The organism is Pseudomonas sp. TH15 (assembly GCF_016651105.1).
Taxonomy (GTDB): domain Bacteria; phylum Pseudomonadota; class Gammaproteobacteria; order Pseudomonadales; family Pseudomonadaceae; genus Aquipseudomonas.
In genome coordinates this window covers 454,926-476,951 of the sequence record NZ_JAEKEL010000001.1, presented here as the reverse complement: position 1 = coordinate 476,951, position 22,026 = coordinate 454,926, and the positions used below count along the sequence as shown (strand labels likewise).

19 protein-coding genes and 1 pseudogene are annotated in these 22,026 nt (G+C 60.7%); 13 read left to right on the top strand and 7 right to left on the bottom strand.

Annotation, left to right across the window (positions count from 1 at the left end; all coding sequences use genetic code 11):
- Positions 1-243 precede the first annotated feature (243 nt).
- The 7 genes and pseudogenes from glyA to fdhA all read left to right on the top strand — a co-directional run bounded on the left by glyA (position 244) and on the right by fdhA (position 9,410).
- Positions 244-1,497, top strand: a complete 1,254-nt coding sequence (gene glyA / locus JFT87_RS02265; RefSeq protein ID WP_201198363.1) for a serine hydroxymethyltransferase — start codon at positions 244-246, stop codon at positions 1,495-1,497.
- 23 nt (positions 1,498-1,520) lie between these two features.
- Positions 1,521-2,770 (top strand): annotated as a pseudogene (locus JFT87_RS02260) (sarcosine oxidase subunit beta family protein).
- A 14-nt stretch (positions 2,771-2,784) separates the two neighbouring features.
- Entirely contained in the window at positions 2,785-3,114 is a 330-nt protein-coding gene (locus tag JFT87_RS02255) for a sarcosine oxidase subunit delta (RefSeq protein ID WP_201198362.1), read from the top strand.
- Entirely contained in the window at positions 3,111-6,128 is a 3,018-nt protein-coding gene (locus JFT87_RS02250) for a sarcosine oxidase subunit alpha (RefSeq protein ID WP_201198361.1), read from the top strand. Before JFT87_RS02255 ends, JFT87_RS02250 begins: the two co-directional genes overlap by 4 nt.
- Positions 6,129-6,296: 168 nt before the next feature.
- A complete protein-coding gene (locus JFT87_RS02245) occupies positions 6,297-6,929 on the top strand; it encodes a sarcosine oxidase subunit gamma (protein ID WP_201198360.1) in 633 nt (210 codons plus the stop codon).
- Between the two features lie 216 nt (positions 6,930-7,145).
- Positions 7,146-8,003, top strand: a complete 858-nt coding sequence (gene purU, locus JFT87_RS02240; RefSeq protein WP_201189863.1) for a formyltetrahydrofolate deformylase — start codon at positions 7,146-7,148, stop codon at positions 8,001-8,003.
- Positions 8,004-8,210: 207 nt separating this feature from the next.
- On the top strand, positions 8,211-9,410 hold the full coding sequence (gene fdhA, locus JFT87_RS02235; protein ID WP_007947729.1) for a formaldehyde dehydrogenase, glutathione-independent: 1,200 nt from the start codon (positions 8,211-8,213) through the stop codon (positions 9,408-9,410).
- 283 nt (positions 9,411-9,693) lie between these two features.
- On the opposite strand, the gene JFT87_RS02230 is transcribed toward fdhA, so the two are convergent.
- Positions 9,694-10,368, bottom strand: a complete 675-nt coding sequence (locus tag JFT87_RS02230; protein ID WP_201198359.1) for an anti-sigma factor — start codon at positions 10,366-10,368, stop codon at positions 9,694-9,696.
- Entirely contained in the window at positions 10,365-11,000 is a 636-nt protein-coding gene (locus tag JFT87_RS02225) for a sigma-70 family RNA polymerase sigma factor (protein ID WP_201198358.1), read from the bottom strand. Before JFT87_RS02225 ends, JFT87_RS02230 begins: the two co-directional genes overlap by 4 nt.
- Positions 11,001-11,149: 149 nt before the next feature.
- Between JFT87_RS02225 and JFT87_RS02220 the strand changes: the two genes are divergently transcribed.
- Positions 11,150-11,701, top strand: coding sequence for a DUF2780 domain-containing protein (locus JFT87_RS02220; protein WP_201198357.1), 552 nt, complete (start codon positions 11,150-11,152; stop codon positions 11,699-11,701).
- 1 nt (position 11,702) lies between these two features.
- Here the strand turns inward: JFT87_RS02220 and JFT87_RS02215 are convergent, their stop codons facing one another.
- Positions 11,703-12,590: an acyltransferase gene (locus JFT87_RS02215; RefSeq protein ID WP_201198356.1), complete on the bottom strand. Its 888-nt coding sequence runs from the start codon at positions 12,588-12,590 to the stop codon at positions 11,703-11,705.
- A gap of 280 nt (positions 12,591-12,870) precedes the next feature.
- Here JFT87_RS02215 and rloA2 point away from each other — a divergent pair, with 280 nt between their 5' ends.
- From rloA2 to JFT87_RS02190, 5 genes are all read left to right on the top strand, one after another.
- Positions 12,871-13,377: a retropepsin-like aspartic peptidase RloA2 gene (gene rloA2 / locus JFT87_RS02210; RefSeq protein ID WP_201198355.1), complete on the top strand. Its 507-nt coding sequence runs from the start codon at positions 12,871-12,873 to the stop codon at positions 13,375-13,377.
- Positions 13,378-13,436: 59 nt separating this feature from the next.
- Positions 13,437-14,117: a two-component system response regulator CreB gene (creB, locus tag JFT87_RS02205; protein ID WP_201198353.1), complete on the top strand. Its 681-nt coding sequence runs from the start codon at positions 13,437-13,439 to the stop codon at positions 14,115-14,117.
- On the top strand, positions 14,117-15,535 hold the full coding sequence (creC, locus tag JFT87_RS02200) for a two-component system sensor histidine kinase CreC (RefSeq protein ID WP_201198351.1): 1,419 nt from the start codon (positions 14,117-14,119) through the stop codon (positions 15,533-15,535). The genes creB and creC overlap by 1 nt, the downstream gene beginning before the upstream one ends.
- Before the next feature lie 175 nt (positions 15,536-15,710).
- Entirely contained in the window at positions 15,711-17,081 is a 1,371-nt protein-coding gene (gene creD, locus JFT87_RS02195) for a cell envelope integrity protein CreD (RefSeq protein WP_201198349.1), read from the top strand.
- The gene (locus tag JFT87_RS02190) at positions 17,078-17,293 is read left to right on the top strand and encodes a hypothetical protein (protein WP_201198347.1); all 216 of its coding nucleotides are present in this window, start codon (positions 17,078-17,080) and stop codon (positions 17,291-17,293) included. Before creD ends, JFT87_RS02190 begins: the two co-directional genes overlap by 4 nt.
- On the opposite strand, the gene JFT87_RS02185 is transcribed toward JFT87_RS02190, so the two are convergent.
- The 4 genes from JFT87_RS02185 to JFT87_RS02170 all read right to left on the bottom strand — a co-directional run bounded on the left by JFT87_RS02185 (position 17,290) and on the right by JFT87_RS02170 (position 21,939).
- A complete protein-coding gene (locus JFT87_RS02185) occupies positions 17,290-17,919 on the bottom strand; it encodes a glutathione S-transferase (RefSeq protein WP_201198345.1) in 630 nt (209 codons plus the stop codon). The two genes, JFT87_RS02190 and JFT87_RS02185, sit on opposite strands and share 4 nt — an antisense overlap.
- Before the next feature lie 200 nt (positions 17,920-18,119).
- Positions 18,120-18,299 (bottom strand): hypothetical protein, encoded by a 180-nt coding sequence (locus JFT87_RS02180; protein ID WP_201198343.1) that lies wholly within the window; start codon positions 18,297-18,299, stop codon positions 18,120-18,122.
- Positions 18,296-19,426 (bottom strand): PepSY-associated TM helix domain-containing protein, encoded by a 1,131-nt coding sequence (locus tag JFT87_RS02175; RefSeq protein ID WP_201198342.1) that lies wholly within the window; start codon positions 19,424-19,426, stop codon positions 18,296-18,298. Before JFT87_RS02175 ends, JFT87_RS02180 begins: the two co-directional genes overlap by 4 nt.
- 74 nt (positions 19,427-19,500) lie before the next feature.
- Positions 19,501-21,939, bottom strand: coding sequence for a TonB-dependent siderophore receptor (locus JFT87_RS02170; protein WP_201198340.1), 2,439 nt, complete (start codon positions 21,937-21,939; stop codon positions 19,501-19,503).
- Between the last annotated feature and the right edge of the window lie 87 nt (positions 21,940-22,026).

Below are 22,026 nucleotides of genomic sequence, written 5' to 3'. Positions count from 1 at the left end.
GCCATCAATGCCAGATGTGCCACCGCCATCGCTGGCAAGCCAGCTCCCAAAGGGTTCTCCAGTGTTTTCGAGATTGAGTCTGGCGAAGGCATTTCCTGCCATGTCGTAAACGCACCTTTGCGTGGCGTCCATAGGCATTTGACCTGTCTGCGCCGGTCATACCATCGCATCCAAAGGGCACTGCCGAAAGGTACGTGCCTCACCGAGACGAAAGGCGCACAAGCCGCCGCTGGGAGAGACGCGATGTTCAGCAAGCAAGACCAGATCAAGGGCTACGACGATGCACTGCTGGCGGCGATGAATGCCGAGGAGCAACGCCAGGAAGATCACATCGAACTGATCGCGTCAGAGAACTACACCAGCAAACGCGTCATGGAAGCGCAAGGCAGTGGCCTGACCAACAAATACGCCGAAGGTTATCCGGGCAAGCGCTACTACGGTGGCTGCGAGCACGTCGACAAGGTTGAAGCCCTGGCCATCGAGCGCGCCAAGCAACTGTTCGGCGCCGATTACGCCAACGTCCAGCCGCACTCCGGCAGCCAGGCCAACGCAGCGGTTTATCTGGCGCTGTTGCAGGCAGGCGACACCGTGCTGGGCATGAGCCTGGCCCACGGCGGTCACCTGACCCACGGCGCCAAAGTGAGTTTTTCCGGCAAGCTCTACAACGCCGTGCAGTACGGCATCGACACCGCGACCGGGCTGATTGATTACGACGAAGTCGAGCGTCTGGCCGTCGAGCACAAGCCGAAAATGATCATCGCCGGGTTCTCGGCCTATTCGAAGACTCTGGACTTCCCGCGCTTCCGTCAGATCGCTGACAAGGTTGGCGCGTACTTCTTCGTCGACATGGCTCACGTCGCCGGTCTGGTCGCTGCCGGCCTGTACCCGAACCCGCTGCCGTACGCCGATGTGGTCACCACCACCACCCACAAAACCCTGCGCGGTCCACGTGGTGGCCTGATCCTGGCCAAGGCCAACGAAGAACTGGAAAAGAAATTCAACTCCGCTGTGTTCCCTGGTGGTCAGGGCGGCCCGCTGATGCACGTGATCGCCGGTAAGGCGGTGTGCTTCAAGGAAGCTTTGGAGCCTGGTTTCAAGGCTTACCAACAACAAGTGATCGACAACGCCCAGGCCATGGCCGGCGTGTTTATCAAACGCGGCTACGATGTAGTGTCCGGCGGCACTGACAACCACCTGTTCCTGGTCAGCCTGATTCGTCAGGGCCTCACCGGTAAAGAAGCGGACGCTGCCCTCGGTCGCGCCCACATCACCGTGAACAAGAACGCTGTGCCGAACGATCCACAGTCGCCGTTCGTGACCTCGGGCCTGCGCATTGGCACCCCGGCGGTGACCACTCGCGGCTTCAAGGTTACCCAGTGCGTGACGCTGGCCGGCTGGATCTGCGACATCCTCGACAACCTCGGCGATGCCGATGTCGAGGCGAATGTCGCGCAGCAAGTGGCAGCCCTGTGCGCGGACTTCCCGGTTTATCGCTGAGCGCGGTTTTGGAGTAAATGACTATGCAACGCTATTCGGGCTTCGGCCTCTTCAAACACTCCCTCAGCCATCACGAAAACTGGCAGAAAATGTGGCGCACGCCGACCCCTAAAAAGGTCTATGACGTGGTCATCGTCGGCGGTGGCGGGCATGGTCTGGCGACCGCCTACTACCTCGCCAAGGAGCACGGCATCACCAACGTGGCCGTGGTCGAGAAAGGCTGGCTGGGCGGCGGTAATACCGCGCGCAACACACCATTGTTCGCTCCAACTACCTGTGGGACGAGTCGGCGCACCTGTACGAACACGCGATGAAACTGTGGGAAGGCCTGTCCCAGGACCTGAACTACAACGTGATGTTCTCCCAGCGTGGCGTTTACAACCTGTGCCACACCCTGCAAGACATTCGTGATTCCGAGCGTCGGGTCAGCGCCAACCGCCTCAACGGCGTCGATGGCGAACTGCTCGATGCCAAGCAAGTGGCCGACGAGATTCCGTACCTCGACTGCTCCAGGAACACCCGCTACCCGGTGCTGGGCGCAACTGTTCAGCGCCGTGGCGGCGTGGCTCGTCACGATGCCGTGGCCTGGGGCTTTGCCCGTGCCGCCGACGCCTTGGGCGTGGACTTGATCCAGCAGACCGAAGTGATCGGTTTCCGCAAGGAAAACGGCGTGTGCATCGGTGTTGAAACCAACAAGGGCTTCATCGGCGCCAAGCGCGTCGGCGTAGTGACCGCCGGTAACTCCGGGCACATGGCCAAACTTGCCGGTTTCCGCCTGCCGATCGAATCCCACCCGCTGCAAGCGCTGGTGTCCGAGCCGATCAAGCCGATTATCGACAGCGTGATCATGTCCAACGCCGTGCACGGTTATATCAGCCAGTCCGACAAGGGCGACCTGGTGATCGGCGCCGGCATCGACGGCTACAACGGTTACGGCCAGCGCGGTTCGTACCCGGTGATCGAGCACACCATCCAGGCCATCGTCGAGATGTTCCCGGTGCTGTCCCGCGTACGTATGAACCGTCAGTGGGGCGGCATCGTCGACACCACCCCGGATGCATGCCCGATCATCTCGAAAACCCCGGTACCGAACATGTTCTTCAACTGCGGTTGGGGCACCGGCGGCTTCAAGGCAACACCTGGCTCGGGCAACGTATTTGCCGCGAGCCTGGCCAAGGGTGAAATGCACCCATTGGCTGCACCTTTCTCCATCGACCGTTTCCACAACGGTGCGTTGATCGATGAACACGGCGCTGCTGCGGTTGCCCACTAACAGGAGAAATCCCCATGTTGCATATCTTCTGTCCTCACTGCGGCGAACTGCGCTCCGAAGAGGAATTCCACGCATCCGGTCAGGCGCACATCCCGCGTCCACTGGATCCGACTACCTGCACCGACGAGGAGTGGGGCGACTACATGTTCTTCCGCGATAACCCTCGCGGTCTGCACCACGAACTGTGGATTCACGCCGCCGGTTGCCGTCAGTACTTCAACGCGACCCGCGACACCGTGACCTACGAGATTCTCGAAACCTACAAGATCGGCACCAAGCCACAATTCACCGACAAGACCGACAGCCCGAAAGCGGCCGCCACGGCTCTGGGAGAGAAGGTATGAGCCAGATCAATCGCCTGTCCAACGGCGGACGGATCGACCGCAACAAAGTGCTGAGCTTCACCTTCAACGGCCAGGTCTACAAAGGCTTTGAAGGCGATTCCCTGGCTGCAGCCTTGCTGGCCAACGGTGTCGACATCATCGGTCGCAGCTTCAAGTATTCCCGGCCACGCGGCATCTTCGCCGCCGGTGCCGAAGAGCCGAACGCGGTGCTGCAGATCGGCGCCACCGAAGCTACGCAAATCCCGAACGTGCGCGCCACGCAACAAGCGCTGTACCAAGGTTTGGTCGCCACCAGCACCAACGGCTGGCCGAGCGTGAACAACGACATGATGGGGATTCTCGGCAAGGTCGGCGGCAAGCTGATGCCGCCGGGCTTCTACTACAAAACCTTCATGTACCCGCAATCGTTCTGGATGACTTACGAGAAGTACATTCGTAAGGCTGCCGGTCTTGGCCGCTCGCCGACCGAGAACGATCCGGACACCTACGACTACATGAACCAGCACTGTGACGTGCTGATCGTCGGCGCCGGCCCTGCTGGCCTGGCCGCTGCATTGGCCGCTGCGCGCAGCGGTGCTCGTGTAATCCTGGCCGATGAGCAGGAAGAGTTCGGCGGCAGCCTGCTCGATTCCCGCGAAAGCCTCGACGGCAAAGCGGCGACCGAATGGGTTGCCAGCGTCATCGCGGAACTGAAGAACACCCCGGACGTGCTGCTGTTGCCGCGCGCCACCGTCAACGGTTACCACGACCATAACTTCCTGACCATTCACGAGCGCCTCACCGATCACCTCGGCGACCGCGCTCCGATTGGCCAGGTCCGTCAGCGTATTCACCGGGTTCGCGCCAAACGCGTAGTACTGGCGACCGGCGCTTGCGAGCGTCCACTGGTTTACGGCAACAACGACGTGCCGGGCAACATGCTCGCCGGCGCTGTGTCGACTTACGTTCGTCGTTACGGCGTGGCACCGGGCAAGAAACTGGTGCTGTCGACCAACAACGACCACGCCTACCGCGTTGCATTGGATTGGCTCGACGCCAGCCTGCAAGTGGTGGCCATCGCCGATGCCCGCAGCAACCCGCGCGGTGCGTTGGTTGAAGAGGCACGCGCCAAAGGCATCCGCATCCTGACCGGCAGCGCCGTGATCGAAGCCCGTGGCAGCAAGCACGTTACCGCGGCTCGCGTGGCGGCGATTGATGTCAAAGCCCACGCTGTGACCAGTCCTGGCGAATGGCTGGATTGCGATCTGGTTGCCACCTCCGGTGGTTACAGCCCGGTGGTCCACTTGGCTTCGCACCTGGGCGGCAAACCGACCTGGCGTGAAGACATCCTCGGTTTCGTACCGGGCGAAGCACCGCAGAAACGCGTGTGCGTCGGTGGCATCAACGGTGTCTATGGTCTCGGCGATTCCCTGGCCGATGGTTTTGAAGGGGGCGCTCGCGCTGCCAGCGAAGCCGGTTTCAGTGTGGTCGAGGGCGTACTGCCCAAAGCCCTGACTCGTCATGAAGAGCCGACTCTGGCGCTGTTCCAGGTGCCGCACGAAAAAGCGACCGCACGGGCGCCGAAGCAATTCGTCGACCTGCAAAACGACGTCACCGCCGCCGCTATCGAACTGGCGACCCGCGAAGGTTTCGAGTCGGTCGAGCACGTCAAACGCTACACCGCGCTGGGCTTCGGCACCGATCAGGGCAAGCTCGGCAACGTCAACGGTCTGGCCATCGCCGCCCGCTCGCTGAACGTGACCATCCCGCAAATGGGCACCACGATGTTCCGCCCGAACTACACGCCGGTGACCTTCGGCGCTGTAGCCGGCCGTCACTGTGGGCACATCTTCGAACCAGTACGTTTCACCGCGCTGCATCACTGGCACGTAAAAAACGGTGCTGAATTCGAAGACGTCGGTCAGTGGAAACGTCCGTGGTACTTCCCGAAAAACGGTGAAGACCTGCACGCCGCGATCAAGCGCGAATGCAAAGCCGTGCGCGACAGCGTCGGCCTGCTGGACGCGTCGACCCTCGGCAAGATCGACATTCAAGGCCCGGATGCGCGGGAGTTCCTGAACCGCATCTACACCAACGCCTGGACCAAGCTCGACGTGGGCAAAGCCCGCTACGGCCTGATGTGCAAAGAAGACGGCATGGTGTTCGACGACGGCGTAACCGCATGTCTCGCCGACAACCATTTCGTGATGACCACCACCACCGGCGGCGCTGCACGCGTGCTGCAATGGCTGGAAATCTACCAACAGACTGAATGGCCAGACCTGAAGGTGTACTTCACTTCCGTGACGGATCACTGGGCAACCATGACCCTGTCCGGGCCGAACAGCCGCAAGCTGCTCAGCGAAGTTACCGACATTGATCTGAGCAACGAAGCGTTCCCGTTCATGACCTGGAAAGAAGGCCTGGTGGGCGGTGTGCCGGCGCGGGTGTTCCGGATTTCGTTTACCGGTGAGCTGTCGTACGAAGTCAACGTGCAAGCCGACTACGCCATGGGCGTGCTCGAGAAAATCGTCGCGGCTGGCAAGCAGTACAACCTGACTCCGTACGGCACTGAAACCATGCACGTACTGCGGGCGGAGAAGGGTTTCATCATCGTCGGCCAGGACACTGACGGCTCGATGACCCCTGACGACCTGAACATGGGTTGGTGTGTCGGTCGCACCAAACCGTTCTCGTGGATCGGCCAGCGTGGCATGAACCGCGAAGACTGCGTGCGTGATCAACGTAAACAGTTGGTGGGCCTGAAGCCGATCGATCCGACCAAGTGGCTGCCGGAAGGGGCGCAACTGGTGTTCAACACCAAGCAAACCATCCCGATGACCATGGTTGGTCACGTGACCTCCAGCTACGCGCACAACTCCCTCGGCTATTCGTTTGCCATGGGTGTGGTGAAGGGCGGCTTGAAGCGCATCGGTGAGCGGGTGTTCGCACCGCTGGCCGACGGTAGCGTGATCGAGGCGGAGATTGTTTCTTCGGTGTTCTTCGATCCGAAGGGTGATCGCCAGAACATCTAATGGCCTCGAGTCCTGTGGGCGGGCGGTTGCACCGAGTCGTCTGAGCGATTCGCGAGCAAGCCCGCTCCCACAGGGGAACGCGGTCAAATGTGGGAGCGGGCTTGCTCGCGAAGGCGTCAGTCCAGCCACCACAGGGGCCGGAACCAACAGAATTGATAAAGGTGCTTTATGACCGCAGCCAATGTTTACCAACAACGCCCAACCACCGGGGCCAAGGCCGAGTCGTCGCTGCATCATGCCGACCTCGCCAGCCTGGTGGGTAAGGGCCGCAAAAACGCCGGCGTGATCGTGCGTGAGAAAAAACTCCTCGGCCACCTGACCATCCGAGGCGATGGCCACGATGCCGCGTTCAGCGCTGGCGTGCACAAGGCCCTGGGCATCGAATTGCCCGGCGCCCTGACCGTCATCGTCAAAGGCGAATCCAGCCTGCAATGGATGGGGCCGGATGAATGGCTGCTGATCGTGCCGAGCGGTGAAGAATTCGCCGCCGAGCAAAAACTCCGTGAAGCGCTGGGCGACCTGCACATCCAGATCGTCAACGTCAGCGGCGGCCAGCAGATCCTCGAACTGAGCGGCCCGAATGTGCGCCAGGTGCTGATGAAATCCACCAGCTACGACGTGCACCCCAACAGCTTCCCGGTGGGCAAGGCTGTTGGCACCGTGTTTGCCAAGTCGCAACTGGTGATCCGCCACACCGCCGAAGACACCTGGGAACTGCTGATTCGTCGCAGCTTCTCGGATTACTGGTGGTTGTGGTTGCAGGATGCGGCCGCTGAATACGGGCTTAGCGTTCAGGCCTGAAGATCAAAAGCCACCCCCTCACCCCAGCCCTCTCCCCCAGGGGGAGAGGGGGAAAGGGAGCCGATATCGGGTGTTTTTGTGATCTATATTCACCCGCGATATTTCAGGTCGGCGTAGCTCGAAACAACACCTCGGTCAGTCCCCTCTCCCTCTGGGAGAGGGCTAGGGTGAGGGAAAAACCTGACACCCCGCACAAAGAACAGGAGTCACCGCACTATGAGCCGCGCCCCAGACACATGGATTCTGACCGCCGACTGCCCAAGCGTCCTCGGCACCGTGGATGCGGTGACCCGCTTTCTGTTCGAGCAGGGCTGCTACGTCACCGAGCATCATTCCTTTGATGACCGACTCTCGGGCCGTTTCTTCATTCGCGTGGAATTCCGCCAGCCCGACGGCTTCGACGAACTCGCCTTCCGCGCCGGCCTGGCAGAGCGTGGCCAGGCCTTCGGCATGATCTTCGAACTCACCGCGCCGAACTATCGGCCAAAAGTGGTGATCATGGTCTCCAAGGCCGATCACTGCCTCAACGATTTGCTCTACCGCCAGCGCATCGGCCAGTTGTCGATGGACGTGGCCGCCGTGGTCTCCAACCACCCGGACCTCAAACCGTTGGCCGACTGGCACCAGATTCCGTACTACCACTTCCCGCTCGACCCGAACGACAAACCGTCGCAAGAGCGTCAGGTGTGGCAGGTGATCGAAGAGTCCGGCGCCGAACTGGTGATCCTTGCCCGTTACATGCAGGTCCTGTCGCCGGAACTGTGCCGCAAACTCGACGGCAAGGCGATCAACATTCACCACTCCCTGCTGCCGGGTTTCAAGGGCGCCAAGCCGTATCACCAGGCCTACAACAAAGGCGTGAAACTGGTCGGCGCGACGGCGCACTACATCAACAACGACCTGGACGAAGGCCCGATCATCGCCCAAGGCGTGGAAGCGGTGGACCACAGCCATTACCCGGAAGATTTGATCGCCAAGGGGCGGGATATCGAAGGCCTGACCCTGGCCCGAGCGGTTGGTTATCACATTGAACGACGAGTGTTTTTGAACGCCAATCGCACGGTCGTTCTTTAGGACGCCTTCGCGAGCAAGCCCGCTCCCACAGGGGATTTGTGTCTGCCCACAAATCTCGGGTACACCGCAAAACCAATGTGGGAGCGGGCTTGCTCGCGAAGAGGCCATAACAAACAACAAAAGACACAAGCACTAACCCGAGCAATCAACGCGCCGCCGCTCCATGGCGACGCGACCGCTACATAAAAACAACAGCGAGGTGAAAGCATGTCTGGCAATCGTGGTGTGGTGTATCTCGGCAATGGCAAGGTCGAAATACAGAAAATCGACTATCCGAAAATGCAGGACCCGCGCGGCAGGAAGATTAATCACGCTGTCATCCTGCGTGTGGTGTCCACCAACATCTGTGGTTCCGATCAGCACATGGTGCGCGGTCGTACCACGGCTCAAACCGGCCTGGTGCTGGGGCATGAAATCACTGGTGAAGTGATTGAGAAGGGCAGCGACGTCGAAAACCTGCAAATCGGCGACCTGGTGTCCGTACCGTTCAACGTCGCTTGCGGGCGCTGCCGTTCCTGCAAAGAGATGCACACCGGTGTTTGCTTGAGCGTTAACCCGGCCCGTCCCGGCGGTGCTTACGGTTATGTCGACATGGGTGACTGGACCGGCGGCCAGGCTGAATACGCGATGGTGCCGTACGCTGACTTCAACCTGCTGAAACTTCCGGATCGCGATCGCGCGATGGAAAAAATCCGCGACCTGACTTGCCTCTCCGACATCCTGCCGACCGGTTACCACGGCGCCGTGACGGCTGGCGTTGGTCCAGGCAGCACCGTGTACATCGCCGGTGCCGGCCCGGTCGGTCTGGCGGCTGCCGCTTCGGCTCGCCTGCTGGGCGCGGCGGTGGTGATCATCGGTGACGTCAACACCGTACGCCTGGCGCATGCCAAGGCTCAGGGTTTCGAAATCGCTGACCTGTCCCTCGACACTCCGCTGCACGAACAAATCGCTGCATTGCTGGGCGAGCCAGAAGTGGATTGCGCCGTCGACGCCGTAGGCTTCGAAGCGCGCGGTCACGGTCATGACGGCGTGAAACACGAGGCACCGGCTACCGTGCTCAACTCGCTGATGGGCGTGGTTCGCGTGGCGGGCAAAATCGGTATTCCGGGCCTGTACGTGACTGAAGATCCGGGTGCTGTGGACGCTGCCGCGAAAATGGGCAGCCTGAGCATTCGCTTTGGTCTGGGCTGGGCCAAATCCCACAGCTTCCACACCGGCCAGACGCCTGTGATGAAGTACAACCGCCAACTGATGCAGGCAATCATGTGGGACCGTATCCACATTGCCGACATCGTTGGCGTGGAAGTCATCAGCCTGGATGACGCACCACGTGGCTACGGCGAGTTCGATGCCGGCGTACCGAAGAAGTTTGTGATCGATCCGCACAAGCTGTTCAGCGCGGCGTAAGGCTTCACGCAATGCAAAACGGCGACCCTCGGGTCGCCGTTTTTTATTGCAAGGCAAGGTCAAAAGCGACCCTCACCCCAGCCCTCCCGAAACGTCGGACCGCCCGGAGGGAGAGGGGGCCGACCGAGAGATGCTCACAATTTACGCCGACCTGAAAATACCGCTGTGAATCCATAATCGACTCGGTGTAGCAGGTCGATGAATGGTGCCAGACACCTCGGTCAGTCCCCTCTCCCTCCGGGCGGTCCGACGTTTCGGGAGGGCTAGGGTGAGGGGTTTTGCTTCAGAGTGCCGCCAACGCCCCCTGATACAACACCGGCCCCGTCGGTTGCCCGGTCGGCGAACCACCCTTCGGCTCCAGGCTCACCGCCAACGCAATCGGCTTGCCGATCAGCGCCTTCTGCGCCTCGCTCAGCTCAACCTTGCCCTTGCCGCCCGCCGGAATCACCCCCAGGGAAATCGGCTTGCCGTTCGCCGGTATCGCCCACAGTTCCAGGCTGCGTCCCGGATCAACTGCCGCCAACGTCAACGGCTCAACTTGCAGGTAATTCTCGTGCGCTTGTACCTTGAGCGCCGGTTGCGCATCGGCCGTCAGCAACGTGGCGTGGTAGCGGGCGTCGTCACGGTTGTACAGCGAACCAAGGAACACCAGCACTACGATTGAGCAGGCTGCCGCCGTGACCCGCATCCAGTTCCAGAACGAACGCTTCTCTGGCACGTGCAGTTCTTGCGGATCGATGCGTGCGGTGATGCCTTGCCACACGCGATCCGGCACCGGTTGTTCAGGTAATGCTTCGGTCAGGCTGGTGAGGCTGTCCTGCCAGTTCGCCAGTTCCGCACGCAGAGCGGCGTCCTCCAGCAACAACTGTTCAAAACGCCGGCGAGCCGCAGCAGGCATCAAGCCGATGGCGTAATCGGCGGCAAGGGCGCGGCGCAAGGTCGGGGTTTGATAGTTCATGATTCCAGGCACCTGCGCAGGCGCTCCATACCGCGGCGGATCCAGGATTTGACCGAGCCCAGCGGCGCGGCCAGGTGTTCGGCCAGTTCAGCGCAGGACAGCCCCTGAAAATAGGCGACGGTGATCGATTGGCGCTGCATGCCTTCGAGGCTTTCCAGGCACTGGTTCAGGGCCTTGGCTTCGCGGGCGCGGTTTAACAATTCATGGGCCGAAGGGCTTTCATCCTCCAGGGCCTGTTCTTCAAGATCGGTCAGCGGCCGGTCGCGGTGTTTGCGCAATTGGTCGATGGCTTGATTGCGGGTGATGTTGATCATCCAGGTCAGCGGTGCCGACAGGTGCGATTCATAGCGCGAGGCGTTGTTCCAGATCCGTACGAAGCTTTCCTGCAGCACCTCTTCGGCCAGGTCATGCCGACCCATGAAACGCAGGGCGACACCGTGCAAGCGCGGGCCGACGCTGCGGTAAAGCGTCTCGAACGCGCGGCGGTCACCCAATGAACACTGGGCCAGAAGCTGCCTGAGCTGATCGGTGTCGGCGATGGAAATAACGGTTCTCCGGGCAAAGGTCGGGCGACGAGGGCGATTCTCGGGCTGATCACAGGCTAGTTCAGCGACAGCAGTTGTGCCATTCATCGCGGGATTTCCAGGGTTTCACGATTCATATACGTGGCTATGCTGAAAATGGATGCGCAGGTTTGGAACATGCCGGCGGATGCCCGGTCAAACCGGCAGTTTCGCCGCCCGTTCAACGGGTGGTTTTCACAGCGCAAGAGGTTGTCTCGATGAAGATTTCACGCGGTTTTGCACTGGCTTCGCTCATGACCCTGGCCGCCAGCCCGGTCTTCGCAGCATTCAGCCTGGACGATGTGACCAAAGCGGCTTCGAGCATGCAGGGCGGCGATGCGGCCACTAATGCCGCGCCGACCTCGCAAACAGCGGGCCTGCTCGGTGCGCTGACTTCGCAACTGAACGTCACCCCGCAACAAGCCGTCGGCGGCACCGGGGCAATGCTGGGGCTGGCGAAGAATCAACTGAGCTCCACCGATTACTCGCAACTGGCCAAAGACGTGCCGGGGTTGGACAAACTGTCCGGCGGCGGTCAGATGGGGGCGTTGGCCGGGATGCTCGGTTCGTCCGGTAAATCGGCCGGTCTGGAAAATGCCTTGGGCAATGTAAAAAGCACCAGCGACATGAACAGCGCGTTTGGCGCCCTGGGCATGGACAGCGGGATGGTCGGCAAATTTGCCCCGGTGATCCTCCAGTACCTCGGTGGCCAAGGCGTTGGCGGTCCACTGCTGAAAAGCCTGGGCGGGATCTGGGGCGCTGGCAGCTGATTCAGCGGCTCTCGGCGCGCAACGCGTCGATGCGCTGATCCTTTTCGATCCAGAGCTGGTTGACCCAGTTCTGGATCGTTTCGCGAAACACCGGATCGTTTTCGTAATCCCCCTGCCACAACGCCGGGTCCAGTTCGCGGGTCTGGATATCGATGATGACCTTCGGCACATTGCCGCTGATCAAATCCCAAAACCCCGGAATCCGTTGCTGCGGATACACCATCGTCACATCCAGAATGGCGTCCAGCTGTTCGCCCATCGCCGCCAGTACAAACGCCACACCGCCGGCCTTCGGCTTGAGCAGATGCCTGAACGGTGATTGCTGCTGAGCGCTTTTTGCCGCGGTAAACCGTGTGCCTTCCAGATAATTCACCACCGTTACCGGCTGGCGTTTGTACAGCTCGCACGCGGCTTTGGTGATCTCCAGATCCTTGCCGGCCAGTTCAGGGTTCTTCGCCAGAAACGCCTTGGTGTAGCGCTTCATGAACGGATAATCCAGCGCCCACCAGGCCAGGCCCAGGAACGGCACCCAGATCAATTCTCTCTTGAGGAAGAATTTGAAGAACGGCGTGCGCCGGTTCAGGGTCTGGATCAGCGCTGGGATGTCGACCCAGGATTGGTGGTTGCTGATCACCAGATAAGACGTATCGCCACGCAGGTCATCGCCACCGCGAATGTCCCATTGGGTTGGGATGCACAGCCGGAAGATCAGCTTGTCGATTTCGGCCCAGGTTTCGGCGATCCACATCACCGACCATGAGGCGTAGTCGCGATAACGGCCGGGCAGGACCAGTTTGAGCAGGGCAAACACCATCAGCGGGCCGAACAGGACCAGGGTGTTGAGTAACAGCAGCAGGGTAACGAAACAGCCGGTGAGCAGGCGGCGCATAAGTAACTCTTGGACGAATTTTGGCGCGTCATGATAAGCAGCTTCGGGCGGCAGGCCAAATCGGGGGTGACGAATGTTTCACCTTTGGCTGGGTATGCTGGTGCCAGATATTGTGTTGAATGTGCTGGCCTCATCGCTGGCAAGCCAGCTCCCACAGGAGAACGCATTCAAAATGTGGGAGCGAGCCTGCTCGCGAAGGGGGCCCAGCGGCGAACGAATTGCTTGCCGAGTGTCTAAAATCCCACGTCTGCCGCCCTCATTTTCCAAGGAAGCCCATTACGTGAAATCCCTCCTTGCACTGCTGACCCTCGTGGCCCTGCCGGTCATGGCCGCCGAGCCGACCCTGTACGGGCGTTACGAATACATCGCGCTGCCGGAAATCGGCGGTGAAGTCCTCAAGGCCAAGATGGACACCGGCGCCCTGACCGCGTCGCTGTCGGCCAAGGACATCGAAACCTTCACCCGTGATGGCGAAGACTGGGTGCGCTTCCGTCTCGGCACCAAGGACGCGAGCAACAAGGTCTACGAGCACAAGATCGCGCGGATCAGCAAGATCAAGACCCGCGCCGAAGAAGACGAAGACGACAAGGACGTGAGCGCCCCGACCAAGCGTCCGGTGGTTGATCTGGAATTGTGCCTGGGCAACGTCAAACGCACGGTCGAGGTTAATCTCACCGACCGCAGCAGCTTCAACTATCCGTTGCTGATCGGCGCCAAGGCCTTGCGCGAGTTTGGCGCTGCGGTGAACCCGGCACGTCGCTTTACCGCGGATAAACCTGACTGCTGATTGACGGGATGTGAGGCTTGGGCCACCGTTGCGCAACTTAACTGCCGTGCTCGGACGCCATGCCTCATATCCTGATTGTCGAAGACGAAGCGGCCATTGCCGACACGTTGATTTTTGCGTTGCAGGGTGAAGGCTTCACCACGACCTGGGTGAGCCTCGGCGAGGCCGCGCTTGAGCATCAACGCCAGACCCCGGCCGATCTGATCATTCTCGACATCGGCCTGCCGGACATCAGCGGCTTCGAGACTTGTAAGCAATTGCGCCGCTTCAGCGAGGTTCCGGTGATCTTCCTCAGCGCCCGCGACGGCGAAATCGACCGGGTGGTGGGCCTGGAGATTGGCGCCGACGATTACGTGGTCAAGCCGTTCAGCCCGCGAGAAGTGGCGGCGCGGGTCCGGGCGATTCTAAAGCGCATGGCACCCCGTGCCGTGGCCGAAGTTTCACCGGTGCTGTTTCGCGTCGACAGCGAACGGGTGCAGATTAGCTATCGCGGCGAGCCCCTGAGCCTGACCCGCCACGAATTCCGTCTGCTGCAATGCCTGCTGGAACAACCCGAACGGGTGTTCAGCCGCGAGCTATTGCTCGACGCCCTGGGTGTGCCGGCCGATGCCGGTTACGAGCGCAGCATCGACAGCCATATCAAAAGCGTGCGCGCCAAGCTGCGGCTGGTGCGAGCCGACGCCGAACCGATCCAGACCCATCGCGGCCTCGGCTACAGCTACAGTCCGGGGCACAGCTGATGGCGCTGGGCATCCGGATCTTTCTGGTCTATGTGCTGTTTATCGGCCTGACCGGTTACTTCGTGCTCAACACCGTGATGCAGGAAATCCGCCCCGGTGTGCGCCAGACCACCGAAGAAACCCTGGTAGACACGGCCAACCTGATGGCCGAGATCCTGCGCGATGACTTCAAGGCCGGCACTCTCAACCAGAATCACTGGCCAGAACTGCTCAACGCCTATGGCGAGCGGCAGCCGAAGGCAAGCATCTCGGGCCTGACAAAGAATCAGGTCAACAACCGCATCTACGTCACGGATGCCAAAGGCATCGTGGTGCTGGATTCCAGCGGTGTAGCGGTGGGCCAGGATTACTCGCGCTGGAACGATGTTTACCTGACCCTGCGCGGCGAATACGGTGCGCGCTCGACCCGCAGCGATCCCGACGACCCGAGTTCCTCGGTTATGCACGTAGGCGCGCCGATTCGTGACAACGGCCAGATCATCGGCGTGGTCACCGTGGCCAAGCCCAACAGTTCGCTGCAACCCTACGTCGACCGCACTGAACGGCGATTGGTCTATTACGGCGCCGGGCTGATCGGCCTCGGTCTGCTGTTTGGCGCGCTGCTGTCGTGGTGGCTGAGCGCGGCGCTGCGACGGTTGACTGCTTATGCCCAGGCGGTCAGTGAAGGTCGACGGGTCGAGGTGCCGCATTATCGCGGCGGCGAACTGGAGCAACTGGCGACAGCCGTGGAGCAGATGCGCACGCAACTCGAAGGCAAGGCCTACGTCGAGCGCTACGTGCACACCCTGACCCATGAATTGAAAAGCCCATTGGCGGCGATTCGCGGCGCGGCGGAGTTGCTTCAGGGCGAGATGCCGTTGGCCCAGCAGCAGCGTTTTGTCAGCAACATCGACAGCGAAAGTGCGCGGATGCAACAGTTGATCGAGCGGTTGCTGAACCTGGCTCAGGTCGAGCAGCGTCAAGGGTTGGAAGAACGAGTTGAAGTGCCGTTGGCGGCGTTAGTGGAAGAACTGCTGGACGCTCAGGCTGCGCGGATTGAAGGCAAACAATTGTGTGTTGAACAGAGGATTGCCGAGGATCTGGTTTTGATCGGTGAGCCGTTCCTGTTACGTCAGGCGTTGGGCAACTTGCTGGAGAACGCGCTGGATTTCACGCCGGCGCAGGGTGTTTTGCGATTCAGTGCCGAGCGGGTTGGTGAGCAGGTTGAGTTCAGGTTGTTCAACCAGGCTCAGGCGATTCCCGACTATGCGTTGCCACGCTTGAGTGAGCGGTTTTACTCGCTGCCGCGGCCGGACAGTGGGCGCAAAAGTACTGGGTTGGGGCTTAACTTCGTTGAAGAGGTGGTTAAGTTGCATGGTGGTTCGATGCGAGTTCGCAATGTCGAAAGCGGTGTTGAAGTGATGTTGCGCCTGCCTTGAAACCGAGGTGCGGCCTTCGCGAGCAAGCCCGCTCCCACAGTTGGAATGCAGTCCCCTGTGGGAGCGGGCTTGCTCGCGAAGGGGTCAGTGAAGTCTCCACACAATCTCCACATTCCCCGCACATTCCCCTCATACAGCACCACCAGACTCTGCCCATCCAAACAGGGAGAGTCCCATGAACCGCAACCTGACCATAAAACTCGGGGCGATTGCCCTAATGATTCTGTTATTGATGATTCCGTTGCTGATGATCAACGGCGTGATCCAGGACCGTCAGCAACTGCGCGACGGTGTGCTCGAAGACATCGCCCGCAGTTCCAGCTACAGCCAGCAGTTGAGCGGGCCGCTGATGGTGGTGCCGTATCGCAAAGTGGTGCGCACCTGGAAACTCAACGAGAAAACCAACGAGCGTTACCAGGAAGTCGGTGAAGAACGCGGTCGTCTGTACTTCCTCCCGGAACACTTCGAACTGGATGGCCAGGTTCAGACCGAGCTGCGTTCCCGGGGCATTTATGAAGCGCGGCTGTTCCATGCCGACAACCGCATCAGCGGCCATTTCACGATCCCTGAACAACTGGGCATCAAGGAAGACTTCGCCGACTATCAGTTCGACCAGCCGTTTCTGGCTGTGGGCATCAGCGACATCCGCGGCATCGAAAATGCTCTGAAACTGGAACTCGATGGTCAGCGCCTGGACTTCGTACCTGGCAGCCAGGTCGGCTTCTTGGGGGAGGGCGTGCACGTGATGCTGCCGGCGTTGAATACCAGACAAGCCACGGAACTGGCCTTCGGTTTCGACCTGCGTTTGCAAGGCACCGGTCAGTTGCAAGTGCTGCCGGTGGGCAAGACCAGCAAAGTAGCGTTGGCCGCCAACTGGCCGCACCCCAGCTTTATCGGCAACTACCTGCCGGCCCAGCGTGAAGTCACCGATCAGGGCTTCACCGCGAATTGGCAGACCACGTTTTTCTCCACCAACCTGCAAGAAGCCTTGAACAGTTGTGTCTCCGGCGCTGGCTGTGACGCGTTCAACGGTCGCAGCTTCGGCGTGAGCTTCATCGACCCGGTGGACCAGTACCTCAAAAGCGATCGGGCGATCAAATATGCGCTGCTGTTCATTGTCCTGACCTTCGCCGGTTTCTTCCTGTTCGAAGTGATGAAAAGCCTGGCGGTGCACCCGGTGCAATATGCGTTGGTGGGCGTGGCCCTGGCGTTTTTCTACCTGTTGTTGCTGTCGTTGTCCGAGCACATCGGTTTTGCCTTGGCGTATGTGTTGTCGGCGAGCGGATGTGTGTTGTTGATCGGGTTCTATGTCTGCCACGTACTGCGCAGCGTGCGTCACGGCTTGAGTTTTTCGGCGGGGTTGGCGGCGTTGTACGGTTTGCTTTATGGCTTGTTGAGTGCCGAGGATTACGCGCTGTTGATGGGCTCGTTGTTGCTGTTCGGGTTGCTGGGTGTGTTCATGGTGCTGACCCGCAAGCTGGACTGGTACGGGATTGGGCAGAAGTCGGCCAAGCCGTTGGCGTTTGATATTGGAGCGGTGGAATGAGCCGGTCGTTGGGGTTGCGTGAGGATCAGCGGGAAGGGGAGGTGTTGGCGACGCTTATCTTTGGGTTGTTTCCGTTAGATCCGGTGTGGTGCATTCGCGAGCAAGCCCGCTCCCACAGGATTGATGTTGAAACAGAGTTCTCTGCCACACCCAAAATCAATGTGGGAGCGAGCCTGCTCGCGAAGAGGACGGAACAGGCGCCGCAGATTTAAGGCTTGGGCAGGGTCGCGATCATGGACGGTCGCTGGCTCACTTCAAAGAACCAGTTGGCCAGTTGCGGGTTGGCGTCGCGCCAGCCCAGATCCGGGAAGCGCAGGTCGAGATAGCCGAGCGCACAGGCCACGCTGATCGCGGCGACGTCGAAATGGCTGGTCAGCTCGGCGATGGCGTCAGTCTCCAGCACGGCCAAAGCGCGGCGAATCTTGTCGCGCTGAGCGTCGAGCCATTCGTCCCAGTGTTTCTCCGGCGCTCGCAAGACCAGTTCGTAACGCACCATCACCGAGGCGTCCATGATCCCGTCAGCCATCGAGGCCAGGGTCAGACGGCGCCAGCGGGCCGCACCTTCGCGGGGGATCAGCGGATTGCCGACATGCTGCTGGTCGAGGTATTCGAGAATGACGCGGCTGTCATGGATGACATTGCCATCGGCCAGGCGCAGTGCCGGGATCTTGCCCAGCGGGTTGTCGGCGTTGAGTTCAGCGCTGGGGCTGACCGGGCTGAGCACGCAGTCTTGCAACGCGACACGATCCTGCTGGCCGGTCTCGTGCAGCAACACCATCACTTTGCGTACGAACGGAGAAAGCGTGTTGTGGTACAGGGTCATGCTGGGGACGGACATTGGCAAACCTCGGTGATCGTCGAAGAGCAGGAGGTTAGCCTAGCCATAACCACTGTGGCTGGCGAGGGGGTTTTTGTTGTTCGTGAGGGCGCCTTCGCGGGCAAGCCTTGCTCCTACGGACGGTGCGTTGCGTGGGAATGACGCGATTCCCGTAGGAGCAAGGCTTGCCCGCGAAGAGGTCCCGCCTGACAACACAAAAATCAGCGGCGCTGCAGCAATCCCTTGATCGCCAAAAACGCCGGCACGCCCAGCCCGACCCAGCTCAGCGCATCCCAGATCCCGTCCCCCAGCAACGCCGCAAACAACCCCGCCGCACTCAGCAACGCAATCACCAGCGGTGTGCTGAAGACCTTCCAGAAATTCGACTGACGCGGCTTCATGCAGAGGCCTCCGCCGCTTCCAGCACGGGCTTGGCCGCCTTGCGCCGTACCACCCACAGATACACGCCACTGCCGAGCACGATGATGGTCAGCACATCAAGCGTGGCCCAGAGAATCTTCATCGGCATGCCGCCGTAGTCCCCGAAGTGCAACGGCTGCGACATGCCCATGGCGTCCATGTACCACGGCCGTTCGGCAACGGCAGTGACCTTCAGGGTGGAGGCGTCGATCAATACCGGCGTCAGCAGATGCGAGGTCAGGTGCGTGCCGCCCTTCATGAACACCGAGTAATGGTGTTCGCTGGAAAATCGCGTGCCGGGGAAGGCGATGAAGTCCGGCTTCATGCCGGGTGCGACTTCGCCAGCGATGTCGAGTAAACGCGTGGCCGGGGCCAGGTGCGTCAGCGGCGGCGCATCGCGATAGGGCGCGATCAGGGTGTTCAAAGCGTCGTTGCGCCAGGCGGCAATCAGCAGGTCAGCGCAGGCACTGATCACCCCGGTGACGCCCACCACCAATGCCCAGGTCAACGTCACCACACCGATCAGGTTATGCAAATCGAGCCAGCGCAGCCTTGTCGATTTGTCCTGGCGCACGGTGCCGAACGTCAGCCGACGCATGAACGGCAAATACAGCACCGTCCCGGACACGATCGCCACGACAAACAGCAAACCCATGAACGCCAGTAGCAACTTGCCTGGCAAGCCGGCGAACATATCGACGTGCAGACGCAGGATGAACAGCATCAAACCGCCGTTGGCCGACGGGGTTTCCAGTGCCTCCCCGGTGCGCGCATCGAGCATGAACGTGTGTGAAGAGTTCGGCTCGGTGCCGGCGGTTTTCGCCATGATTGTCAGCACGGCATTTGGCTCATCGTCGTCGAAGCCGAAGTACTGCACGACTTCATCGGGACGATGTTTTTCCGCCGCCTCCACCAGTTGCGCCAGATTGAGCCGCGGCGTGTCGGCCGGCATCTCGCGCACCTCGGGTGCATCGCCGAGCAAGTGCTCGATCTCGTGATGGAAAATCAGTGGCAGACCAGTCAATGCCAGCATCAGCAAAAACACGGTGCAGACCAGGCTGGTCCAGGTGTGGATGAATGACCAGCGACGAATTGTTTTACTTTTCATTTCATGACCTTCATGAACGCCAAAGCCGTCCACGAGGGACGGCCTGGTGACAGAGCCCGTTTCAGCTCAGTCGCTTACCACTTGTAAGTGGCGCTGGCGACGACGCTGCGCTGGTCGCCGTAGTAGCAGTAGTAACCGTCGCAGGTGGAAATGTAGTCCTTGTCGAACAGGTTGGTCGCGTTGAGTGCCAGCGACGCGCCCTTGAGGCTGTTGTCCAGACGGCCGAGATCGTAATGCACCGCTGCGTCGAACACGGTGTAGGCGTCCGCCTTGCCCAGCCAGGTGTTGGCCTTGTCGCCGTAGGTGTTGCCGGTGTAACGCACGCCGCCGCCAATGCCGAAACCGTCAAGCACGCCGGTGTGCCAGGTGTAGTCGGTCCACAGCGAGGCTTGCTGGTTGGGCATCAGTTGCAGACGGTTGCCCTTGTCGATGCCTTTCTGCACTTCGGACTTGGCCAAGGTGTAAGCGGCGATGACTTTCAGGTTATCGGTGACGTCCGAGACCGCTTCCAGCTCCAGACCTTTGACTTTCACTTCACCCGCCTGGCTGGTGATGGTCACGTTGTTGACGATGCTGTTGACCGAGACGTTCTTCTGGGTCAGGTCATACACCGCAGCGCTGAGCAGGGTTTTGCTGCCCGGTGGCTGGTACTTGATGCCCAGCTCCCACTGTTTGCCTTCGGTTGGCTTGAGCGAACCGGTAGAGGTGGCATCGGCGCCGGTGGTCGGCTGGAAGGATTCGGCGTACGACAGGTACGGTACGAAACCGGAGTCGAAGACATAGCTGATCGCCGCGTTGCCGCTGAAGTTCTTGTCGCGCTGGGTGTTGGTGGCATCGCCCTTGTTGATGAACTGCGTGCTGGTGTGTACCCAGTCTTCACGGCCGCCGAGGGTCAGGCGCCATTGGTCGAGGGCCATTTGATCCTGCACGTACAGACCGGTCTGGTAGGTTTTCTGATCGTAATCGTAAAACGCGCTGGAGCGCGGTGGACGAACGATCGTCTGGCCGTAGATCGGGTTGTTCACATTGATGCTCGGCGCGGTGCCGAAGATCGAGGTGTAGTTGGTATTGCTTCGCTGGTGATCGAGACCCAGCAGCAAGGTGTGGCGGATATCACCCGTGGCGAAGTCGGCCTGGAAGTTGTTGTCTACGGCAAACTGGCTGATGTCCTCATCAACGTTGGTCGTGCCGCGACCGACATTGCCCTGATCGTCAACGGTGAAACCGGCGAACGACGGGTTGTAGCTGTTGACGGTGACCGTCTGGAAGGCCAGGTCGGACTTGGTGTAACGCAGGTTCTGCTTGAACTGCCACACATCATTCAGACGGTGTTCGAAGGCGTAGCCGAGCGCGTAGTAGGTACGGTCGTAGTAATCGTAGTCAGGATCGCCAAGGTTTTTGTGATGGGAAATCTTGCCGAACGGCATGTCGATCTTGGTGCCCTGAATCGGATAGAACTGGCTGGTGACACCGGTATCGTCACGGGTGAACTGCGTGAGCAAGGTCAGCCTGGTGTCGTCGTCGATGTTCCAGGTCAGGCTCGGCGCAATGTTGTAGCGCTTGTTTTCGATGTGGTCGATCTGCGTGTCGCTGTCGCGCACGACGCCGCTGATGCCATACAGAAACTGGCCGGCCTCATCGATCTTGCCGGTGCTGGCGAAGTTGACCTGGCGATGGTTGTCGCTGCCGTACTGCAATTGGATTTCGCTGCTGGCTTCGGCGCTTGGGCGACGGCTGACCATGTCGAGCAGACCGCCCGGTGGGGTCTGGCCGTACACCGACGAAGCCGGGCCGCGCAGCAGGGCGAGGCGGTCGAGGTTCCAGGTCTCCGGTTTTGGATTGGCGTACACGCCTTTTGGCAGTGGCAGGCCGTCGAGGAACTGGGTCGGCTCGAAACCGCGTACACGCAACCAGTCCGTGCGGGTGTCGCTGCCGTAGCTGCTGGCGGTGATGCCCGGCATGTAGCGCACGGCATCGTCGAGGCTGTGCACGCTGCGGTCGTCCATTTGCTGGCGCGTGGCAACCGAGATCGAGCGTGGCGCTTCGACCAGCGCGGTGTCGGTCTTGGTGCCGGCGGCGGTGCGGGTGGCGGTGTAGCCGTCGACCGGGCCCCAGGCGCTTTCAGTGTTTTCCACGCCGATGACAGAAGTTTCCGGCAGGTCGAGCACGCCTTCCGGCACGGCAACCAGGGTGTAAGTGCCGGTGCTGCTCAGTTCCAGTTGCAGACCGGTGCCACGCAGAGCCGCACGCAGGGCGCCAGCCGCGTCGTACTGTCCGCTGACCGGTGCCGACGTCTTGCCTGCCGCCAGCGAAGGATTCAGCGACAGCGCGATGCCGCCCTGACTGGCGATCTGGTTCAGGGTGGTCGACAGCGGTGCGGCCGGCAGGTTGTAGGCGCGCACGCTGGACGCTTGTTCAGCGGCGAGCAACGGGCTGCTGATCAACGGCGTGCTGAAAGCGATGGCGACGGCCAGCAGACTGGGGCGCAACAAGGTGTCTAGCGAACGGGACATACGGCGGCTCCTGAATGTAAATATTTCTCAATTGCCTGTGTGCCGGATGAAACTCGAAAAGTGATAGGGCTGGATGAAAATAATTTC

What these genes read in the sequence shown, in the direction of transcription:
- fdhA (WP_007947729.1), top strand. Translation starts at nt 8,211, where the DNA reads ATGTCTGGCAATCGTGGTGTGGTGTATCTCGGCAATGGCAAGGTCGAA.
- JFT87_RS02170 (WP_201198340.1), bottom strand. Translation starts at nt 21,939, where the DNA reads ATGTCCCGTTCGCTAGACACCTTGTTGCGCCCCAGTCTGCTGGCCGTC.
- JFT87_RS02255 (WP_201198362.1), top strand. Translation starts at nt 2,785, where the DNA reads ATGTTGCATATCTTCTGTCCTCACTGCGGCGAACTGCGCTCCGAAGAG.
- creD (WP_201198349.1), top strand. Translation starts at nt 15,711, where the DNA reads ATGAACCGCAACCTGACCATAAAACTCGGGGCGATTGCCCTAATGATT.
- JFT87_RS02225 (WP_201198358.1), bottom strand. Translation starts at nt 11,000, where the DNA reads ATGAATGGCACAACTGCTGTCGCTGAACTAGCCTGTGATCAGCCCGAG.
- JFT87_RS02190 (WP_201198347.1), top strand. Translation starts at nt 17,078, where the DNA reads ATGAGCCGGTCGTTGGGGTTGCGTGAGGATCAGCGGGAAGGGGAGGTG.
- creB (WP_201198353.1), top strand. Translation starts at nt 13,437, where the DNA reads ATGCCTCATATCCTGATTGTCGAAGACGAAGCGGCCATTGCCGACACG.
- creC (WP_201198351.1), top strand. Translation starts at nt 14,117, where the DNA reads ATGGCGCTGGGCATCCGGATCTTTCTGGTCTATGTGCTGTTTATCGGC.
- purU (WP_201189863.1), top strand. Translation starts at nt 7,146, where the DNA reads ATGAGCCGCGCCCCAGACACATGGATTCTGACCGCCGACTGCCCAAGC.
- JFT87_RS02230 (WP_201198359.1), bottom strand. Translation starts at nt 10,368, where the DNA reads ATGAACTATCAAACCCCGACCTTGCGCCGCGCCCTTGCCGCCGATTAC.
- JFT87_RS02185 (WP_201198345.1), bottom strand. Translation starts at nt 17,919, where the DNA reads ATGTCCGTCCCCAGCATGACCCTGTACCACAACACGCTTTCTCCGTTC.
- JFT87_RS02250 (WP_201198361.1), top strand. Translation starts at nt 3,111, where the DNA reads ATGAGCCAGATCAATCGCCTGTCCAACGGCGGACGGATCGACCGCAAC.
- JFT87_RS02220 (WP_201198357.1), top strand. Translation starts at nt 11,150, where the DNA reads ATGAAGATTTCACGCGGTTTTGCACTGGCTTCGCTCATGACCCTGGCC.
- JFT87_RS02180 (WP_201198343.1), bottom strand. Translation starts at nt 18,299, where the DNA reads ATGAAGCCGCGTCAGTCGAATTTCTGGAAGGTCTTCAGCACACCGCTG.
- JFT87_RS02175 (WP_201198342.1), bottom strand. Translation starts at nt 19,426, where the DNA reads ATGAAAAGTAAAACAATTCGTCGCTGGTCATTCATCCACACCTGGACC.
- JFT87_RS02215 (WP_201198356.1), bottom strand. Translation starts at nt 12,590, where the DNA reads ATGCGCCGCCTGCTCACCGGCTGTTTCGTTACCCTGCTGCTGTTACTC.
- JFT87_RS02245 (WP_201198360.1), top strand. Translation starts at nt 6,297, where the DNA reads ATGACCGCAGCCAATGTTTACCAACAACGCCCAACCACCGGGGCCAAG.
- glyA (WP_201198363.1), top strand. Translation starts at nt 244, where the DNA reads ATGTTCAGCAAGCAAGACCAGATCAAGGGCTACGACGATGCACTGCTG.